The organism is Bacillus sp. CGMCC 1.60114, assembly GCF_042676365.1.
Taxonomy (GTDB): Bacteria; Bacillota; Bacilli; order Bacillales; family Bacillaceae_G; genus Bacillus_A; species Bacillus_A rhizoplanae_A.
Genome location: NZ_JBHTHG010000118.1, coordinates 646597 through 666633 on the forward strand (window position 1 = coordinate 646597; position 20037 = coordinate 666633).

The 20037-nt window shown below is 34.4% G+C and carries 18 protein-coding genes and 1 pseudogene; 6 read left to right on the plus strand and 13 right to left on the minus strand.

Annotated features, from left to right (window positions below; genetic code table 11):
* Positions 1-50 precede the first annotated feature (50 nt).
* Complete coding sequence (locus tag ACFQZ1_RS24570; RefSeq protein ID WP_377884782.1) at positions 51-1262, plus strand: MDR family MFS transporter; 1212 nt, start codon at positions 51-53, stop codon at positions 1260-1262.
* A 21-nt stretch (positions 1263-1283) separates the two neighbouring features.
* On the opposite strand, the gene ACFQZ1_RS24575 is transcribed toward ACFQZ1_RS24570, so the two are convergent.
* From ACFQZ1_RS24575 to ACFQZ1_RS24600, 6 genes are all read right to left on the minus strand, one after another.
* Positions 1284-1679 (minus strand): cytosolic protein, encoded by a 396-nt coding sequence (locus ACFQZ1_RS24575; RefSeq protein ID WP_377884783.1) that lies wholly within the window; start codon positions 1677-1679, stop codon positions 1284-1286.
* 110 nt (positions 1680-1789) lie between these two features.
* Complete coding sequence (locus tag ACFQZ1_RS24580) at positions 1790-2038, minus strand: GlsB/YeaQ/YmgE family stress response membrane protein (protein ID WP_377884784.1); 249 nt, start codon at positions 2036-2038, stop codon at positions 1790-1792.
* A 186-nt stretch (positions 2039-2224) separates the two neighbouring features.
* Positions 2225-3583 carry an FAD-binding oxidoreductase gene (locus ACFQZ1_RS24585; protein ID WP_377884785.1) on the minus strand — a complete coding sequence of 453 codons (1359 nt, stop codon included), beginning with the start codon at positions 3581-3583 and terminating at the stop codon, positions 2225-2227.
* A 218-nt stretch (positions 3584-3801) separates the two neighbouring features.
* Positions 3802-3987, minus strand: a complete 186-nt coding sequence (locus ACFQZ1_RS24590) for a DUF3970 family protein (protein WP_377884786.1) — start codon at positions 3985-3987, stop codon at positions 3802-3804.
* A gap of 72 nt (positions 3988-4059) precedes the next feature.
* The gene (locus ACFQZ1_RS24595; protein WP_377884974.1) at positions 4060-4845 is read right to left on the minus strand and encodes a class I SAM-dependent methyltransferase; all 786 of its coding nucleotides are present in this window, start codon (positions 4843-4845) and stop codon (positions 4060-4062) included.
* A gap of 154 nt (positions 4846-4999) precedes the next feature.
* The gene (locus ACFQZ1_RS24600) at positions 5000-5512 is read right to left on the minus strand and encodes an NUDIX domain-containing protein (protein ID WP_377884787.1); all 513 of its coding nucleotides are present in this window, start codon (positions 5510-5512) and stop codon (positions 5000-5002) included.
* 267 nt (positions 5513-5779) lie between these two features.
* Between ACFQZ1_RS24600 and ACFQZ1_RS24605 the strand changes: the two genes are divergently transcribed.
* Positions 5780-6982, plus strand: coding sequence for an MFS transporter (locus ACFQZ1_RS24605; protein WP_377884788.1), 1203 nt, complete (start codon positions 5780-5782; stop codon positions 6980-6982).
* 32 nt (positions 6983-7014) lie between these two features.
* Here the strand turns inward: ACFQZ1_RS24605 and pduL are convergent, their stop codons facing one another.
* Positions 7015-7584, minus strand: coding sequence for a phosphate propanoyltransferase (gene pduL, locus ACFQZ1_RS24610; RefSeq protein ID WP_377884789.1), 570 nt, complete (start codon positions 7582-7584; stop codon positions 7015-7017).
* Between the two features lie 625 nt (positions 7585-8209).
* Between pduL and ACFQZ1_RS24615 the strand changes: the two genes are divergently transcribed.
* On the plus strand, positions 8210-9409 hold the full coding sequence (locus ACFQZ1_RS24615) for an LL-diaminopimelate aminotransferase (protein WP_377884790.1): 1200 nt from the start codon (positions 8210-8212) through the stop codon (positions 9407-9409).
* A 128-nt stretch (positions 9410-9537) separates the two neighbouring features.
* Positions 9538-9948, plus strand: a complete 411-nt coding sequence (locus tag ACFQZ1_RS24620; protein ID WP_377884791.1) for a 3-hydroxyacyl-ACP dehydratase FabZ family protein — start codon at positions 9538-9540, stop codon at positions 9946-9948.
* Between the two features lie 207 nt (positions 9949-10155).
* Here ACFQZ1_RS24620 and ACFQZ1_RS24625 read toward each other — a convergent pair whose 3' ends face one another.
* From ACFQZ1_RS24625 to ACFQZ1_RS24640, 4 genes are all read right to left on the minus strand, one after another.
* A complete protein-coding gene (locus ACFQZ1_RS24625; RefSeq protein ID WP_377884792.1) occupies positions 10156-11361 on the minus strand; it encodes a Ger(x)C family spore germination protein in 1206 nt (401 codons plus the stop codon).
* Positions 11345-12448, minus strand: coding sequence for a spore germination protein (locus ACFQZ1_RS24630; protein WP_377884793.1), 1104 nt, complete (start codon positions 12446-12448; stop codon positions 11345-11347). The genes ACFQZ1_RS24625 and ACFQZ1_RS24630 overlap by 17 nt, the downstream gene beginning before the upstream one ends.
* Before the next feature lie 27 nt (positions 12449-12475).
* A complete protein-coding gene (locus ACFQZ1_RS24635) occupies positions 12476-14056 on the minus strand; it encodes a spore germination protein (RefSeq protein ID WP_377884794.1) in 1581 nt (526 codons plus the stop codon).
* A 363-nt stretch (positions 14057-14419) separates the two neighbouring features.
* Positions 14420-15832: an FMN-binding glutamate synthase family protein gene (locus ACFQZ1_RS24640; protein ID WP_377884795.1), complete on the minus strand. Its 1413-nt coding sequence runs from the start codon at positions 15830-15832 to the stop codon at positions 14420-14422.
* Positions 15833-16191: 359 nt separating this feature from the next.
* Between ACFQZ1_RS24640 and ACFQZ1_RS24645 the strand changes: the two genes are divergently transcribed.
* Both ACFQZ1_RS24645 and ACFQZ1_RS24650 read left to right on the plus strand, forming a co-directional pair.
* Complete coding sequence (locus ACFQZ1_RS24645; protein WP_377884796.1) at positions 16192-16530, plus strand: DUF2071 domain-containing protein; 339 nt, start codon at positions 16192-16194, stop codon at positions 16528-16530.
* A gap of 198 nt (positions 16531-16728) precedes the next feature.
* Positions 16729-16938: pseudogene (locus ACFQZ1_RS24650) on the plus strand (DUF2071 domain-containing protein); the annotation flags it as partial.
* 72 nt (positions 16939-17010) lie between these two features.
* On the opposite strand, the gene ACFQZ1_RS24655 reads toward ACFQZ1_RS24650, so the two are convergent.
* Together ACFQZ1_RS24655 and helD are read right to left on the minus strand one after the other, a co-directional pair.
* Positions 17011-17136 (minus strand): hypothetical protein, encoded by a 126-nt coding sequence (locus ACFQZ1_RS24655; protein ID WP_377884798.1) that lies wholly within the window; start codon positions 17134-17136, stop codon positions 17011-17013.
* A 206-nt stretch (positions 17137-17342) separates the two neighbouring features.
* Positions 17343-19691 carry an RNA polymerase recycling motor HelD gene (gene helD, locus ACFQZ1_RS24660; RefSeq protein WP_377884799.1) on the minus strand — a complete coding sequence of 783 codons (2349 nt, stop codon included), beginning with the start codon at positions 19689-19691 and terminating at the stop codon, positions 17343-17345.
* Between the last annotated feature and the right edge of the window lie 346 nt (positions 19692-20037).

Consider the following 20037-nt stretch of genomic DNA (forward strand, 5'->3'; position numbering starts at 1 on the left):
TCCTCTTTTCTTTCCATCATAGAATTTTCATATAGAAAGGAGAGAATGAAATGATGATATTTGCAAATCGTTATAGTAAACCTATATGGATTCGATTATTTGGAGAACTACTAACGAGTACAACCGGTGCAATGCTCGCACTTATTTTTATCTTATATGTAAACAAAGCATTAAACGGAAATGCCTTATCTACCATGTTACTTTTCGGATTACAGCCGCTTAGCGAAATTATTTTTACACTTTTTGGGGGGAGTATTACTGATCGCTTTGGTAGAAAATCAATTATTTTAATTGGATTACTCTTACAGGCATGTGCTATGACTGGTTTTATTTTCGCAGAATCCGTTATACCATTCGCTCTCTTCTATATTATGAATGGTCTGGGCCGTTCTCTGTATATTCCTGCACAACGAGCACAAATTGCTGATGTGACAGAGAAGGAAAAGCAAGCTGAAGTATTTGCTCTTATTCAAACAGTTGGAGCCGTCGGAGCCATTATTGGTCCAGCGCTTGGATATCTCTTCTACAAAGATGATCCGACCATTCTTTTTATCTTAGAAGCTACTGCTTTATTTCTCTATTCTATTCTTGTATGGACGCAACTTCCAGAGACTGCTCCACTTCTACAACATGATGAACAAAAAACTCCGCCTACGAAATGGAAGCATTTTCTCTCACAACATTATAGCGTGTTTGGACTTATGGTTTTTATGCTGCCTATTAGTTTTTTCTACGCACAAATGGAAACGAATTATCGTCTTTATGCTGAAAAGGAATTATTCACTAATTTTATGTTTGTTTTTACGTTTATGGCTACTTGTAAAGGAATTATGGAGATTGTTTTGCAAGTTGGGGTGGTAAAATGGGCGGAGAAATTTTCTATGCAAAGAATTATTGTTATTTCTTATATTTGCTATATGATTGCAGCGATTGGTTACGGATACTCCAATACATTATGGTTACTATTTTTTACACTACTAATTTTAACAATTGGAGAAAGTATAGCTTTAAATCATCTGTTACGTTTTGTTTCAGAATTAGCACCGGAACATATGCGAGGGATATATTTCTCTATTTACGGTACGCACTGGGATATTTCACGAATGCTCGGTCCTGCAGCTGGAGCGTTATTATTACAACATTTTAGCGGGAGTTTTTTATTTAATATTTGCGCCGTATTTCTTATTATTGGTGGCATCGCTCAATATTTCTTTATAAATCATATTCTTAAACAAGACAAAATAAAAAGGCTGTCCGCATAAGGAACAGCCTTTCTTATGTAATTAAGCTTCAATCTCTTTTCCATCTTCTACAATATGATACAATAAGTGCGCTAAATGATGAATTGGACCGTATTCTTCTTCTTCTTCATCTGTTTCACCTTGGAATTCAAGATCATTTAAATAAAGTGCTACAAATTGATAAAATAGCTTTAAATCGAAACCGTAGCAAGCGTTCGGTTCTTCTTGCTCACCTTCATATTGAAGCATTAAATATTGCTCATTACCTTCTGCATCTTCTGCATCAAAGAATACAAAAAAGCCAACATTTGTATCTAAATCAAACAGATGACGAGTTCCGCCTTCTGTTGCTTTGTTAAAGTCATCTTCATTTAACTTATAAACATTCGTTGCTTTTACATTATCTTCTTGATGAAAATTAACTGTAAATTTTTTCATGTTGACACCTCCAAATGGTATGTCCCTAGCATAACAGATTTATGAACATAACACAAAATTAACAAAAAAGGACTGTCTACAAAAGTAAACAATCCTATTGTTTAATTGTTTTATTTTTTCATCATCCGAAGCAAAAAGCTAACGATAAAGATCAGTATAAGGGCACCAATTAAAGCCGGTACAATGTAAAAGCCACCAATAATTGGCCCGAATTTTCCAAATAAAGATGTACCAATCCAAGAACCGATGATGCCGGCAATTATGTTACCAATAACACCACCAGGAACATCTTTTCCAACAAGTAGGCTAGCAAACCATCCTAAAATACCACCAACAATTAATGACCATATGAATGACATAAAGTTATTTCCTCCTTATAACAATAAATATAGTTATACATAATACAAATGCGGAATTACTTATCATTAGTTATGCTACATTGTTATGGAACTATGCAGTAAAGTCGCTATTTCTTCACGAAATTACATAGTTAGGATATCGACTTTTGAACATCCTTTTTGGAACGAAAACTCTGTTTTAAATCATTATGAATGACATTTCGTTACTCCCTGTGGAAACGAGAATACATTTAACGGATCATATTTCTCTTTCACTTTCTGTAATTCATTTACATTTCTTCCATAGTAAGCTTCTTCATAATCTTTCAAACCACTATAAGGGAAGTTCACAAATGATCCTTCTGTTATTGATTCTATATATTTAAAACGCGGTTCCACCCATTTGATATTATCTTTTTCAAAGTTTGCATTCTCCCATATAGTTTGAATCCCCATTATATATTTAGCATCTCGATAATAAAATGCTGTCGCTTCTTTAGTTATCTCTTTTACTTTTCCTCCAAGAGCATGTAGGCTCACTGCTGCAAAAATACTTCCTGCTGGTCTCTCTTGAATGAGGTCAACAACGGCATTGATTTCCTGTTCATCATACTCCTTATACACAAATCTTCCTGTAGATTTAAACTTCTCTGATTCTGGATAATGTGATTGTAACTTTGTAATAGCTTCAAAAAATGTTATATATTCTAAACTTATTCTTGCGCCATCTATACTAATTAACATTTGTAAAATTTCTTCTGTTTCTTCTGGCGTTCCATAAAAAATTCCTCGTCCATAAATCGCCATTCCCTCAGTTTCTGCGTTATATATACTAGCGCCGAGTGTCATTCTACTATCTAGATTAACTAGCCACCCTTGCCACTTATTCAGAAATTCTCTTTGTGTTTCTAATAAAGCATCTGGCCAATATATTTCAACTAAGGTCACTTTATCTACTTTTGGCGGAAGTTTAAATGTCATGGATACAACAACACCAAAGTTCCCACTCCCAGCTCCGCAGCATGCCCAAAATAAATCTTTATGAGACTTTTCGTTTGCAACAATCAACCTACCTTTATAATCCACTAATTCCAGCTCCAGTAAACTATCACATCCAAGTCCAAGATGCCTGCTCGAGTATCCCCATCCGCCCCCTAATGTATACCCACTTACCCCTACAGTCGGACAAGTACCACCAGGAAACGAATATCCTTTTGCAGAAATAAAATCAAAGACTTGTTGATTCTTTACACCGCCTTGTACTTTTAACCTATGCTTATTCTCGTTCAATTGCATACGATTCATTCTACTTATATCAATGACAAGAACACGATTTCCTATAGAATATCCTTCATAATGATGTCCTCCTGATCGAATACGGATTTCTATACAATTTTTTCTTGCCCAAATAATTGCATTACTCACATCCAATTTTGTATAACAATACACAATAACTAAAGGAAATTTTTGAATTGCTTGATTCCACTCTTGTCTAGCTTCTTCATATTCCTGATCATATCTTGTAATTACTTCACCTGTTAACCCTTGATAACTCATTTCAAGCATGATAAACATCCTTTACCTATTCCAAACAGAAGTTGTTTTCTTTTCAAAATAATATATGTCTATTATGCATTGTGTGTTCGTCATATTTACAGATGTACATGTTGCATTCAGGCTCTCATCGGCTATTCATCAAGTTAATAAGTTATAAGTATCGTTTTTTCTTTCTTATGCAAAATAAAATAACCAATCCTAAATAGGATTGGTTATTTTGTAATCTATTATTTTATTTGTGCTTTTTGCTTAAATGTTAAATACGCTAAAACACTCTTGCTATTTGTATACTTCGGATTATTTCCCTTTCGCGGTTCACGAGAATGTGTTTTTTCATATCCTGGTACCTCAGGCATATCTTTTAAAAATTGCATAACTTCAGCTTCTGTTCCTTCAATACGTACACGAATCATTGTTATTGCTCCTTGCTATATATGTTTTACTCTACCAAGTATATCGACTAATACAAATCCTGCAAGTACGAATTATCGTTTTAAAGTAGATGATTTTCTAGCAACGAACAATGTCATTTCTGTATAAAAAGACTGTACTTCATTCTTTTCTATTGTGATATGAAACCACTCTTGTATTTCTTTAGGAGCTTTTATCATATAGTGTGTTAATTCATCTCTTTCATTTTTAGGAACATTTATCATATCACACCACCATTCAAACATGAATTTTTTATCAAAAGTAGTATATGATTGCACCTGCAAACCATTTTTTTCTAATAAGGATATCCACTCTGTTTTTTTATAAGCACGATTATGACTTGGATCACGTTTCTTCTCTAAAAAGTTATAAAAAACATCGTATTCTTCAACTTCCGGAGCGACATTGTCAATAAGAAAAAAGAGACCATCTTTTTCTAATGTTCGATGTACTTCTGTAACAAACTGATCAATATTCATAAAATGATGTGCAGCGATGCGACATGTAATTGTATCAAACGATGCGTTTGGAAATGGTAATTTCTCTGCGTTCCCTTGTACAAACGAAACATTTGTATACCCATTTGAACGAATAAATTGCTCTGCTTTCTCTAGCATGCTCTCCGTTAAATCAAATGCAACGACATCTTGAAATAAAGAAGCTAATGCATTTGCAACGTGTCCTCCGCCTGTAGCAATGTCAAGAAGGCGATTATTCTTATTGTTTCGAACATTTTCAATGAGAAATTGTAAATCCTTTCCCTTTGCATGAATTTGACTTGTTACATATTTCGCAGAATTTTGACCAAATTGGTTCATAACTAATTTTTCATTATTTATTTACATCAGCCCCTTAAATCATCTTTTCCTTCAAAAAGTGATATGAATAGTTACTAAAATCCCGCTTACACTAGTTTTTATAACGGAAAATATAAAAATAGGTAATTTAATATAATAAACAGTTGATTACATTTGTGTATATGTACAAGGTAAATTAAACACAAGTTGACTCTTCCCAATCACACATCTGCGACCAGCTGATTATTGCTTTTGAATCACGTTCTCCCATAACCCCTACCCAAACATGTTGAGTTGAATGATTTTCTAAATAATGTTGTAATACAAAACGATTACTTTCTGTCATTTCACGCACAAATATGTTTTGACTGGAAATCCAATGTAACTTTCCTTCTATCGTTTGACCTACATGTTTTGTAATTGTTTTTCCAAAATAAATATACTGCTGACGCAACTCATTTTCTTTCTGCCGTAAAATAATATACTTTAAAGTTAATGATGAAATATGTTCTTCTGTTAACCCTGTTTCTTCTTTTATTTCCCTTAAACAAGATGTTTTTATATCTCTATGTTCGTTCGCTTCAACATGTCCTCCAATACCAGACCACATACCTGGAGCAATTTTTTTATTCATGGATCGCTGTAAAAGTAATATTTCGTCTTCATGAAATAAATAAGCTGTCGTCATTACACGTAATTTGTTTACCACATTTAGTCCTCCCGTGTATACATTCATCATATTTATATACGCCTTTATATCCTTATTTCCTTGTTGATTTTATATATTAATAGTTAAATGAATTTATTTTAATCTTTCCATTTGCAATAAGAATAACTTCTAAATCAAAAAAATTGAAATTCCTTTTTTAAACCCTTAATATATACTCTGATTCAAAGTATAAAATTATAAGATGAAATGGAAAAAGGAGGTTTTATATACGGTTTTCACTACAATTAAAGACTGAGAGGTTATTCTATGTGGCGTAATAAAAATGTATGGGTTGTTCTCACAGGTGAATTTATTGCTGGAGTAGGTTTATGGCTTGGAATTCTAGGTAACCTGGAATTCATGCAAAAGCATGTTCCATCAGATTTTATGAAATCCGTTATTATGTTTATTGGATTATTAGCCGGAGTTCTTGTTGGTCCGATGGCAGGAAGATTTATTGACCAATATTCTAAGAAAAAAGTCCTTCTATATGCAGGATTTGGCCGTGTATTAAGTGTTATTTTTATGTTTTTCGCTATTCATTACGAGAATATTTTATTTATGATTTTATTTATGATCGCCATTCAAATTTCGGCAGCTTTTTATTTCCCTGCGCTGCAATCTGTTATCCCACTTATTGTTCAGGAACATGAATTATTACAAATGAACGGAATTCATATGAACATCGGAACAATCGCTCGTATTGTCGGCACCTCACTGGGCGGAATCCTTCTTGTTGTAATGAGTTTAAAATATATGTATGCTTTGTCAATGGCTGCATACACGCTATTATTCTTTTCTACTTTTTTATTAAACTTTAAAGATACAAAAACAGATATAACAAATGTAAAGAAATCGCAAAATACGGGCTTTATGGAAGTTTTTCATATTTTAAAAGACGTTCCTATTGCATTTCGCGCTCTAACTCTAAGTACTATTCCACTTTTATTTATCGGTGGCTTTAACTTAATGGTCATTAATATTAGTGAAATGCATCATGATACAACAATTAAAGGCTTTATTTATACAATTGAAGGTTTATCGTTTATGCTCGGTGCATTTGTAATTAAACGTTTATCAGAACACGTTTCATCATATAAGTTACTGTATATCTTTTCATTTTGTATTGCTTTCTCTCACTTATCTCTCTTTTTTAGTAATATAAAATGGATGACACTTGTATCTTTCGGTATGTTTGGATTTAGTGTTGGCTGCTTTTTCCCTGTTATGTCAACGATTTTCCAAACGAAAATTAATAAAAGCTACCATGGGCGTATATTCTCATTCCGTAATATGTTTGAACGTGTAATGTTCCAAATTGTCTTACTCGGAACGGGTTTCTTCTTAGATACAATTGGATTACAATATATGGTACTTATTTTTGGTGTTATATCGTTACTTATTATTTTCATTTCAGTATCACAGCAAAAACAACCGAGTAAAAGTAGTTCTCAAACAACAAATATGTAGGAGCCATCTCATTTCGGAGATGGCTTTCGTTATTATGAAAGTAGTTCACCAAAATCGCCTGTCTTTATATTTCCACTGTTTGCTTCATCCGTATCGATATGCATATCTAATGCAAATGTATCTTTCACACGAACTAATACTTGATGAAAAATTAGCGCTCGGTCTCCACTTACTTTAATACTCACATATTGCCCATCTCTCACTTGAAAATGTTCCGCATCTTTTGATGTCATATGAATATGCCGCTCAGCAACAATTACTCCTTTATCAATTTGAATTTCACCATTCGGACCAATTACAGTGATACCAGGCGTTCCAACAATGTTTCCCGACGAACGAATAGGCGCATCAATCCCAAGTTTCCGTGCATCTGTTTTTGAAATCTCAACTTGTGTAAATTTGCGAACTGGTCCAAGAATTCGTACCTTCGCGATTTCTGATTTCTCTGTTTTGATGGTAACTGTTTCTGTTGCAGCAAATTCTCCTGGTTGAGAAAGTTCTTTTGCTACAGTTAACTCATAGCCGTTTCCAAAAAGTTTTTCTAAGTCTTCCTTGGTCACATGAATATGACGATTTGATACACCAATAGGGATTTGCTTCATGTTTATTTCTCCTTTTATCAATTTCTATTCTCTATTGTTACCTGATTTACGAAAATTAGTTACAAAAATGTTCTTTGACGATATGAATACCCTCGAATAGAATGTTATTCATTAAAACAATATATCAATATTTTTTAATTTATACTTTTATGATTTGGAGGACATTAAAGAAAAGTTTTACTTAAGCTTTGCATACAAACCTTCAAGTAAAACAAGATATTATGAAAGAATTAACTTTAGCTGCTCTTCAAGTTGAAAAATATCCAAGACATTGTGTTGAAGAATAACGAGTGTTTAAAAAGAAAGATTGCTTCATGTTTTTAAAGCGATCTTTCTTTTTATCGTATTTATCCCGCTATTCGTGGGCAATAAGACCTCCACTGATGGAAGCTTCACTTTATCTGAATAAGGAGTTCACACTTTAGTGTAAATTTTAGGGGAATTATATTTTTTTATTGTATTTATAAAAATAATATGGTGAATGAAATTTTGTTTTCATTGCTAGTTTTGTGTTTTCGTAAAAAAATGTTAAAATATAAATATGTGTGTTTTCAGAAAAGTATAAGAATATGAATACTAAAACAAAAATCCAATGACAACAATAGCATTTTAGGAGGGGTTATTCATGAATTACACGCTAGCAACAAGAATGAAAGCATTCCAATCCTCAATTTTTAGCGAATTAGCAGCCTATAAAAAAGAGAAAATTGCAGAAGGTCATGAAATTATTGATTTAAGTATCGGAAATCCAGATATGCCTCCGGCTGATATTGTAAGGGAAGCACTAGTAAGTGCAACAAATGAAAAAAATAATTATGGATATACATTGACAGGTACAAAAGAATTTCATAATGCTGTGACAGAATATTATGAGATTCATCACCATGTTACTTTAAATGCTGATAACGAAGTATTATTATTAATGGGATCACAAGACGGACTTGTTCATTTACCAATGGCTTTTGCTGATCCAGATGATATTATCCTTGTTCCGGACCCAGGTTATACAGCATATGCAACAGGACTTGCAATGGCAGGTGCAACTCCGTATTTTATGCCGTTAAAAAAGGAAAATGATTTTCTTCCTGATTTACATACGATTCCGAAAGAAATTGCTAAAAAAGCAAAAATGATGATATTAAACTTTCCAGGTAATCCTGTACCAGCAATGGCAACGGAATCATTTTTCACTGATGTTATTGCTTTTGCAAAAAAATATAATATTATCGTTGTTCATGACTTTGCTTACTCTGAATTTTATTATGATGGACAAAAGCCTATTAGCTTCCTATCCGTTCCAGGTTCAAAAGATGTTGGTGTCGAAATCAACTCCCTATCTAAAAGTTATAGCTTGGCAGGTAGTCGTATTGGCTATATGATTGGAAATAAAGAGATTGTAGAAACGCTTAAACAATTTAAATCAAATCTAGATTACGGCGTCTTCCTTCCTATTCAAAAAGCTGCAACTGTTGCTTTGCGAGAAGGTGCTTCATATTGCGCTGCAAACCGGGCAATATATCAAAAACGAAGAGATACATTTATTGATGGACTAGTTGAAGCTGGCTGGCATGTTGAAAAACCAGCTGGAAGTATGTTCATATGGGCAGAAGTTCCAAAAGGTTGGACTTCTTTAGAATTTGCATACGCATTGATTGATCGTGCTAATGTCGTTGTCACACCTGGTCATGCATTTGGCCCGCATGGAGAAGGATTTGTTCGCATTGCCCTTGTTCAAAATGAAGAGAAGCTAAAACAAGTAGTTAACAACATTAAAAATAGTGGTATTTTTTCTAATGAGAGTGCAGCAAATTTAGTAAAAAATTAATTACCTTCCCTCTGCTCTTTTTTTAAAGCAGGGGGTTATTTTTATAAAAGGAATAAATAGCTACTACAGTTCCCATTTTTATCTAGACTTAGAAATTGCACTTATAATATACAACCAGGAGGTAACTCATGAGCAAAATTAGCATTCAAAGTGTATTGCCGCACCGATATCCTTTTTTAATGGTTGACCATATCGTTGAAATGGAATCTGGCAGATGCGTAAAAGGTTATAAAAATGTAAGTTGCAATGAATGGTTTATAACAGAATCACAAACGACAATGCCACACATGTTGATTATTGAAGCAATTGCACAACTCGGAGCATTTGTCAGTCTTGAAAATACTGTTAGGTTAGGATTTCTCTCATCACTAGAGGGAGTAGAATTTTTAGGATCCGCTCAGCCTGGCGATCGATTAGATCTGTATTATGAAGTTATTCGAAATAAACGTGGATTCGTTCTTGGAAAAGGTCATGCCGCTATAAATGGAAAAACAATTGTCAACGTAGATAAATTGTTAGTGTATATGGAGTCTGTATAACAATAGGACCAAAATCTCAATTTATAAAAGTTAGAACAGTGATGTTTAAATTCACTGTTCTTTTCTGTTCTTTAAAAGAGATAGAGTCTCCAAAAAAGGGTATTAATCCTAATGTCTACTATTATTGATTTTAATTGATTTTTTTTACAAAACTTTGCTTCTCTTAACATGAATAGATAAAAAACTATTGAGGAAGGAATCTCACTCTTAAGACCCTTTCGCGCCATAATCCTTAATAGTTAATTTTACGCTGTATTTGATTGGAACCTCACTAAATGTTTTATCCCAATCTTTTTTAACTTTTTCCCATGTTTTAGGATACTTAATTCTTAATCTGTTTCCGAAGCCAGCAACGTCGACTTGATATTCTTTTTGAATTTTCTCCAGTGTATGTTTCACTAATCGATCTACTTCTTGCGTAGCCGCTTTTTCTGCCCTTTTTAGAAACTGATTTTTAAAAGGTGTACCTGAAGCAACCCAGTTTTCAGATATCCGTCCCTCTGATTCCATTTTTACATCAAAAGAGATTTTATTTCCTTTAACGTGAGGAGTAATCGTGCTTTTCATAGATACGACCTCATACATAATCAGCTGTCTTGTTTTTTTATCAACACCTTTCACTAAACCACCTTTCCCCTTCCCAGATATCCATGTTAAACCTTCCAATTCCTTTTCACTCAAAAAGCCGCGCAGTTTTTTTGTCTTTCCTTTGATTACCGCAGCTCCCGAAAATTTTACTTCCCCATTTGACGAAATCACATTTTGCAAAAGAAAACTAGATTCTGATTGCATTTTTCCTGGTAACTTAGCAAGCGGAACAGGAGGTAAAATCCTTGATGTTCTATATTGATTATCTACAATCCCAAATAACCGAAACGCCGGAATTTCTCCTGGTTCATCTGTTTCTAGCGTCTTGCTAGCTCGCCCCTTGCTAATTAACATGAGGCAACTTGGTCGAATCTCGTTATCACGAAGATAAACATCAAGTACCTTTTTCAAACTATATGTGCGTGCGAGATCTGCACTAATAACCATCACTTTCGTGTGGTGAAAAATTACAGGACGATCCCTTCTTAATGCAACTTCACGAATCATTTGGTGGAGAGAATCGCCGGTTTCAGAAACATTCTTGTAAGATTTTTGTTGCATTCCTCCACCTTTCCCTCCACCACTGGATAATTGGGGTTCAACAAATTGATAGGTCGATGTTATAATATTCTTCTTTGGATACCCCCCGCCTTGTTTTTGTAGTTTTTTCTCAATAGTTGACTCCTTTCCCTTATCAAATGCCAGACCTACCTCAAAACCCAGCTCTTCAATTTCGTGACTGCTCCAGCATCCTGTGAGAGATAGAAGTAAAAGAACCCACAGTAACATCAAGAGAAACCGTGTATGATTAAGAATTTGTTTCATTCTTTCTCTTCCTCCATTTGAAGATTATGAGAAGAGGCAGTGGCAATGCACCGAATAATAGCAAAGCAGCATTACCAATCATATCCCCAAATTTAAATAGATCATTGGTGTTTTTGGGAATTATAGAAATAATATAAACAATTGGAAGTAACCCATACAGAAACGAATGAATGTCCTTTTTAAAGAGTTGTGCCAACCCCAAAGCAGCAGCGTAATAACAGATTGCATAGGTTGAAAAAATTTGCATAATCCATATTACAAGTAATAAAGATTCAAAACGTTCAAATATTAAGCCTGGGATTTCAAAACTTCGCATGAGATCAATCGTTGGCCATGTTCTCGTTATCACTCCATCCACAGAAAATGCTCCGATAACCATCACAACTGTAATCACATAAAAAATAGAAGGAATGAGAGCTCCAACTAAAACAACCTTTCCGGCCTTGTTTGGCTCTTGCATGAACGCCAAAAGGAGCAACATAATTTCAAATCCTGAAAATGCAAGCGTTGTTGTTTTTAACCCTTTTAGTACTGGCATAATTCCTAATCCTAGTACTGGACGAAGATTATCTATCTCAAATATTCCAATACTCATGAAGGCAGTCAGCAAAAAAAGGAAGACCGTAATTGGAAATATAATTTCAAACAGACGAGCCATTGGGTTTATGCCGCCTAACATCAAATAAAGACTCGTCCACATAAATGTCATGATAATAGCCCAGCCAGGGGTTCCTTCCAGTAAAAAAAAACTCGTTACTTCTTCCAGTACTCTAACTTCAAATGAGGAAAGGGTAAAAAAGTAACCTATTATAAGTAGACTGATTACACCGCCTATCCATTTTCCTACAATGTCTTGGCTGTATTGATAAAATGTTTTTTCAGGAAATTGCTGGCTTAATTTGACCATAATCAATCCTGCAACCATCGCAATTAGCCCGCTTAAAATAACAGTTATCCAAACATCTGGTGTCTTTACTTTCTCCCCAGCTGCTCTAGGCAAGGTGAGAATACCTGCTGCAAGTACATAATTAATAAGAATAACAGCTGCTTGCGACGTCTTAATTCGATCTTTAGGTTTAATAATCATCACTGGTCACTTCCTTTTCAAAGTAAGCTATCCTTTTCGTATTGGATCTTTTGGATTTAGCATCTTCGGACGACGTTTCATCATTTGAAATGGCATGCGAACCATAAAGTCTTTCCAATCACTTAATCGATAAGGAACAGCCGGACTGACATAGGGTACGCCAAAACTCTTAAGTTTCACCATATGACTACTTAGGAAAAGAAAAAACAAAATGACCCCGTACAATCCAAACATGGCAGCGCAAAACATGGCTACAAAGCGAAGAATGCGCAGTGGAATCGCTGTACTATAATGTGAGAGCGCAAAGGAAGAAATGGCAGTTACTGCTACTACTATGACCATAATCGGACTAACAATCCCTGCTTCTACCGCAGCCTGTCCAATGATTAATCCGCCAACAATCCCCATTGCCGAACCAATTGGTTTTGGCAAACGCAGTCCGGCTTCCCGTAAAATTTCGATAGCCACTTCCATAAGCAGTGCTTCTATAATTGCAGGAAACGGAACACCTTCTCGTCCTCCTATGATAGATACGGCTAGCTTGGTCGGAATCAATCCAGGATGAAACGAGATAAAGGAAATATACAAGGCCGGTGTAAAAAGAGAAATGATAGCTGCTCCAAAACGTAATAGACGGATGAGCGTGCCGGGAATCCAACGTTCATAATAATCTTCGGGCGATTGCATCATCATACTAAATGTAACTGGTACGATCAAAACAAAAGGTGTCCCGTCCAATAAAATTGCAACCCGACCTTCCATTAGCGCAGCGATGACGCGATCAGGGCGCTCCGTACTCTGCGCTTGCGCAAAAGGACTAAAATAATTATCTTCGATGAGCTGCTCTACGTAGCCTGATTCCAGTACATTATCAATATCAATTTTCTGAATTTTTTTCTTGACTTCTTCTACTAATTCTGCGTTAGCAATTTCTTTCATATAAGCGACAACTAGTTCTTTTTTTGCCCGCTTTCCTACTTGAAATTTTATTAACGATAAGCCTTCATTTTCACCATGGCGTCGTAAAAGAGCAGTATTATCGCTTAAAACTTCTGTGAAACCTACCCGTGGACCTCTGACCGATACTTCTGATATCGGTTCTTCAACATTCCGCGTTCTCCCTTTCGTTGTATCAAGAATTAACACATCTGACGATCCATCAATCAAAAGTGCCGTTGAACCTGTCAACACTTTTGACATCAAATCTTTTATTTTATGGACTTCTATTACTTCACTAATAGAAAGAATTTGATCTTTAATAAACTCTTTTGAAACTGTACCTTTCATATAAGATGAATCACGTTTGTATTCTGCATTAAAATCGAGCATCAATGATTTCAGAATATGTGTGTTGATGAGTTCCTTATCTGACAATCCTTCCACAAAAAAGATTGCCGCCTGAATACCTGTACGCCCGATGTTAAACTCCCGAAAGTGTACATCTGAGTTATAACTTATTTCTTTCTTTACAAGTTCTAAATCCAAGGTGAAATCGCCTGTAAAATATTCTGTTGAGTCCTGAAAAGACCTAACTTCCTGCTTATCTTCATATGTATTGGTTGTTTTCTTCATTTGTTTGATCTTTGATTTCTGCTCACTCATTCTCATCACTCTTTCTCTTAAAAAGCTTAGTGTACATTCTAATTAAACTGCAATCTAGTACGGTACTAATGTCAGCAGGAATCAAAGCATCTTGTTTAGCATCACAACAATCCAACATTTCTCCCAAACGAAAAAAGAAACATTATGGCGAATGTTTTCCGTGTTGGGAGGATATTCATTCATAAAGAATCACTATTTTTCAGTTTATCCCGCTATTCCCACACCTTAAGATTCAGAGAAAAGCGAAGAAAATAGGTGGGAGATGAAGATTACCCAATTTCACTTTATTATTTCCAATATTTCATGGTATATGTGATTCTTCCCCTGCTTTTCATAAATTAACTATAAGCTTCTCACATAAACATTCGCCTATTTCTCTTTTTGTTTTTCTTCCCAAGACTTAAATGAAAACGGAATTCCAATCATTTGCGCAGTCAAGTAATCATAGGATACTAAATCTTTTTTTGACAACTCTTTTAAAGAGCGTTTCCCCATCGCTCTTAATCCCATTTTCATTTCTTCTGTACTTGATATTAAGAATTTCTCCGCTGTTTTTACCCCTTCTTCAATCTTAAATTGATCCCTGAATTTCCCTTTATTCCAAACAACTTGTGTAGGCGGTTCAAATGGAAGTGATTGCAATACTTGACTATGCGCGACCGTAAATAACATGACAGACCCCAAATAAACCGCATCGGCACCAAGTGCAAGCACTTTTAAAAAGTGGCCAGGTGTAAAAAGTCCTCCTGATGCAATTAAACTAACTTGTCCTTTCATATTTCTTTTTTCTAAATGATTTGCAGCTCGGACAACCGCATGCAATGTTGGTATTCCAAAGTCATCAGATAAAATGGGTGGTGCGCCAAATGTGGCTGCTTGTCCGCCGTCAATTGTAATAAAATCAACACCTATGTCAATTAAACGATCAATATCTTCTTCAATTTTTCCAGCTGCGCCAATTTTCACGCCAATTGGAACACCGCCCGACATGTCCCTAAGTTCCTCAATAAGTCCTTTAATATCCTCTAGAGTTTGATTTTCAAAAAAATGTTCAAAAATCACTGCATCTTCATTTTCTTCAAGTCCCATCACTTCACGAGCGCGGCCAGTTAAATTATTAGGTGAAATTTTCTCTCCCATCCCCATTAACGCGCCTTGTCCAAACTTAATTTCAATCATGTTAGCACGCTGAATAACGTCTTTTTCCTTTGACCATGATGTTTTTGAAAATTGTAAAATATACATTCCCACTTGATCTAATTCTTCAGGTAAGATTCCACCTTCACCAGAATTAATTGCTGTTCCTGTGTTTTTAGCGGCTTCCGCCAAAGCAACCCTCACTCCTTCATTAAGGGCTATCCCATAGGCCATCCCGCTAATCATAAGCGGAATTTTAATTTCCAATGGCTTTTTTGCTTTTGGTCCAATTTTTACGTTGACATCTACCTTTTCTTCCCCATCAACTGGGAACGGTGTTGTCTGTGCAGGAATAAATGTAATCGGATCAAGATGCGGCCAGCTTTTTGAAGAGCCGAGTGGACGATGAAGAATATCGCCTGTTTCTGCACGCAAGCTATTTTCAAGTACATTTTGAATGCCCATATGCCGAAAGCCTGGTATCATCTCGATAAGATTTTCTTGATAGCTGTCGGTTAAAATGATGTTCCCCATTTGTTTCACTATGCATTTCATCAACCAACGCCAACCAACAAGCATGAATAAACAAAGGAAAAATAGCATCGTAATCATTGAAAAAGCTAAATAATATAAAAGATTCGACATATTTATTTCTCCACTATCACGTAAATTTAATAATTCATAACTAACATTATTTCCTTCAAAAAGAAATTTATGTTATTGTATAAAACCGATTCTTTATCAGATAAAAGCTATTGCAATAGTGAAATCAAGTTTAAAATAGAAGAAATGTTTGTGCTTTTTTGGAGATTAATAGATTCGCTAACTTAATTAATTGAGTTAATCGTTTAAAAATGTCTAATATTTAGAGTAGCGATTTGTATTAAAATCTTTGCAGGAGAATAGATTAGAAGAAGATATTGAAATTGGTATAAAAGCGAAAGTGGCCTGTTTCATTCTTTCACCTTAAACTAGACACATATAAAAATAAAGGAGATCATTTCATGGATTTAATGAATAAAATCAATCACCGCCTTTGGCCATTACCTTCAAAAAAATGGAATATGCGGCAAACTTGGAAGAATGCATTGTTTGTTCATTGGCCTATTCCTGCTGAAATACTACAACCACATATTCCTTCTTCTTTAAAAATTGACACCTTTGATGGATACGCTTGGATAGGCGTGGTTATATTCGTTATGGATGGAATATATCACCGTAGATTACCATCTGTATCACTAGTTTCTAAATTTCCAAAAATCAATGTACGGACATATGTTCAATACGATGGTAAACCTGGTGTTTATTTCATATCCCTTGATGTAGAGGATTGGGTTTCATAAACAATAGCGAGGAAATGGTTTCGTTTGCCTTATTACTCCGCACAAATTTCTTTTCAAAAAGAGGGACAAACTTTTCATTGCCAAAGTATTCGTAAAGAAAAAACAAATACTCCTATAACTTTTAACGGAAAATACGTTCCCTTATCAGAAATTTATTTTGCTAAAAAAGAGACTCTCGACTATTGACTCACAGAGCGATATTGCTTCTACAGTACCGATAACAAATCCAATATTTATTGCAGTGAAATACACCATCTTCCCTGGCCATTACAAAAAGTAGAGACGGAAATATATATGAATACACTTTTTTCTCCTTTTCATTTTGGCTTTACTGAAATAAAACCGATTTATCATTTCTCTAAAGGTGTCGATTCCATCATTTTGAACATTAAGAAAATACAATTGTAGTGTAAAGTCATCAATATTCTGTATTCTTTTTTTAGTTGAACCAAAAATGAATACACTTAATAATGCAGTTCATCACTCATCCTCTAACGAATGAATCCAACTAAAAATCTTTGAAATTACATACGGAATGAAAAATACGATAAAAGCTTGCCCGAAAACTTTCCACTCCGGAAGATAGGAAACAATCATTTTCCACATTTTAATCATCCTATATCAGCAGTTGACACCACAATTTTTTAATCTAATCGGAATTTCTTACATATTATTATGTCTTATGTGCGGAAATTTCATCCTAAAAAACACTCCATTTGTCTTGAATGAAAAACAGTGTAACCTTCAGCTGCCATATAAAAATGTATGCTAAACAGAGATCACGCTATAAATCATGATCTCTGTTTGTGTGGTTATTTATCCTGCGTATAAGTATGTGCCTCGACTGTTGATAAAAATGGGCTGATTTCATTTATATAATAAATTTCTAATTCGTGCATAGCACGTGTACAAGCTGTATAGAAAAGTTTACGTTCACTTTCTTTTCTATATTGTTGGTTTGAAGCATTATAAATAATAACAGCGTCAAACTCTACACCTTTCGCTAAATAAGAAGGTACGATAAGTACACCTGAATCGAACGAAGCTGTTTCTTTTTCGATAAGATGAATTTGTACATATTGCTGCAATATGTCATATGCATCTTTACTTTCTTGAGCAGTTTTGCAAATAATTGCTATCGTTTTGTGACCATTTTCCTTCAAATTTTTAATTCGACTTACAATTTTCTTATGCAGTTCCTCTTCTTTTTCTATTTTTGTTATAACTGGTTTGCTTCCCTCACGTTGGAAAGGTTCAATAGAATCTCCCCCTGAAATAAGTTGCCGTGTGAATTCAATAATTTGTTTCGTCGAACGATAACTACGTGTAAGCTCAATGCGCTCACTTTTTTCTTCTCCATACAAATCATATAAGTGAGAAAATTCATTTTCAGCAGCATGTGCATGTATTGTTTGATTAAAATCACCAAGTATCGTCATTTTACTATGCGGGAATAATCGCTTCAAAAAGGTAAATTGAAAAACAGAATAATCTTGAGCTTCATCAATAAAGATATGCTCTACAGATGTATTTCTTTGCAAATCCTCCAGCTGATCTTTTATATATAAATAAGGTGTCGCATCCTCATATGCCATATAAAAGCGCTGTATGCGTTCTACCGTTTTTTCGCATATCTCTTTCCAATTTAGAGGTAAACTATTATTATCTGTAAATTGCTTTGCAAATAACGAATCTGTAAACAACCGTAAATAAATTGCGGGCGTATTAATGAATTGAAGTCTCTTCACACGTTTACGAAGTGGTTTAAAACGTTCGTTCACAATCATTGCAGCTAACATTTGTTGTTCGCGTTCAAAATCATCGAATGTATTATCACCATACTGTTTCTCTTGTTGAAGTTTCTTATGAACTTTAGCATACATTTCTTTATCTAATAGCTGTATTTCTTCTTCAACCCAAAGTTCTTTTCGTTCTAGTCGCTCTCTTTTCTTTAGTTCTTTTAATAACCACTCAGAAATTAATTTTATTCGATTAGGAATTCTCATAGAAACAGGAAAAGAATAAAATTTCTCTTTTATTTCTTCCTTCGAAATTAATAAATTTCCGCGAAATTTCACATCTTTAAAAATCATTCCATCTCGGCTCAAATACGTCACATAGTTATCTACAACTTTCACGAAAGAGGCACTTGCTTTATATCGAATTCCTTGCATACGTACTGAGTATTCTGGTTCTTCTATCCCTGAAAGCACATATTCCATTTGTGTGAATGGATCTTCTACATCAAAAATCTTATCTATATGCTCCTCTACATACTCTTGAAATGTTGTCTGTTTCATATTTTCTTCTCCTAATTCAGGAAGAACAGTCGAAATATAGCTATTAAACATTGAATTAGGAGAAAAAAGAATAATTTGATCCGCATGTAATGTATCTCGATATCGATATAATAAATAAGCCACACGCTGCAATGCAGCTGATGTTTTTCCGCTTCCTGCTGCTCCTTGCACAATAAGTAAACGGCTCGTTTCATTACGAATAATTAGATTTTGTTCTTTCTGAATCGTAGCAACGATACTTTTCATTTGTGTATTCGCATTCTTCCCTAACACTTCTTGTAATAATGCATCACCAATTGTTACTCCTGTATCAAACATACTTTCCATTTGACCGTTACGAATGATAAATTGTCTCTTTAAAGTTATTTCTCCTGTAATGATTTCATTTTGCACCTTATATACAGCCGATCCTAACGAATAATCATAATACAGACTGGATATTGGTGCTCTCCAATCATAAACAAGAAATTGTTCTGTACTTTCGTCAAAAAATGAATGAATGCCAAGATAAATCTGATCTGTACTACTTTCACTTTTTTCTATAAAATCAATTCTCCCAAAATACGGAGATTGCTCTAGTCGTTTTAACATCGTAAGCTGCTTATCTGCATGATAATGACTCCGTTCTCTTTCAGCTAGCAACTCTGCTTGTTGCTTTATACTTGCTGCAGTTTCCACGGCTTCTTCAGCATTATCAAAGTTAACTGTTACATCACTCCAAAAGCTTTTCCGAATACTAACTACCTCTTTTTTTCCACTACTTACATATTGCTGAAGAACATCTTTATCCTCTTTAATTCTCTTTATTACTTCCTTTATTCGTTGCTGTTCTCTCTTCTGCTCTTGTTCATACTGTTCCATATTGTCACTCCTTATCGACAAAAATAATTTGACCAAAAGTTTGACAAACACAGTTGTTTTTTGATAAAATAATATTGGGTAATTATTGAAATAAACCCAATATTACCCTGTTGTCATTTTTTCATTGTAACATATACATCTTTCTTAGTTCAACAAAAATAGCTACAGTTATCAAACAATTCCACTCTGTATGAGAGAACTAAAATAAAATTCCAGACATTTTACACATTAAATAGATTACACTAAATAAAAAGTCGATTTCCTTTACAGGAAATCGACTTTTTATTTTATATATTCAACTACTTCTTATCCTTATTAAGAAAAACATCTTAAGACAATTTCATCA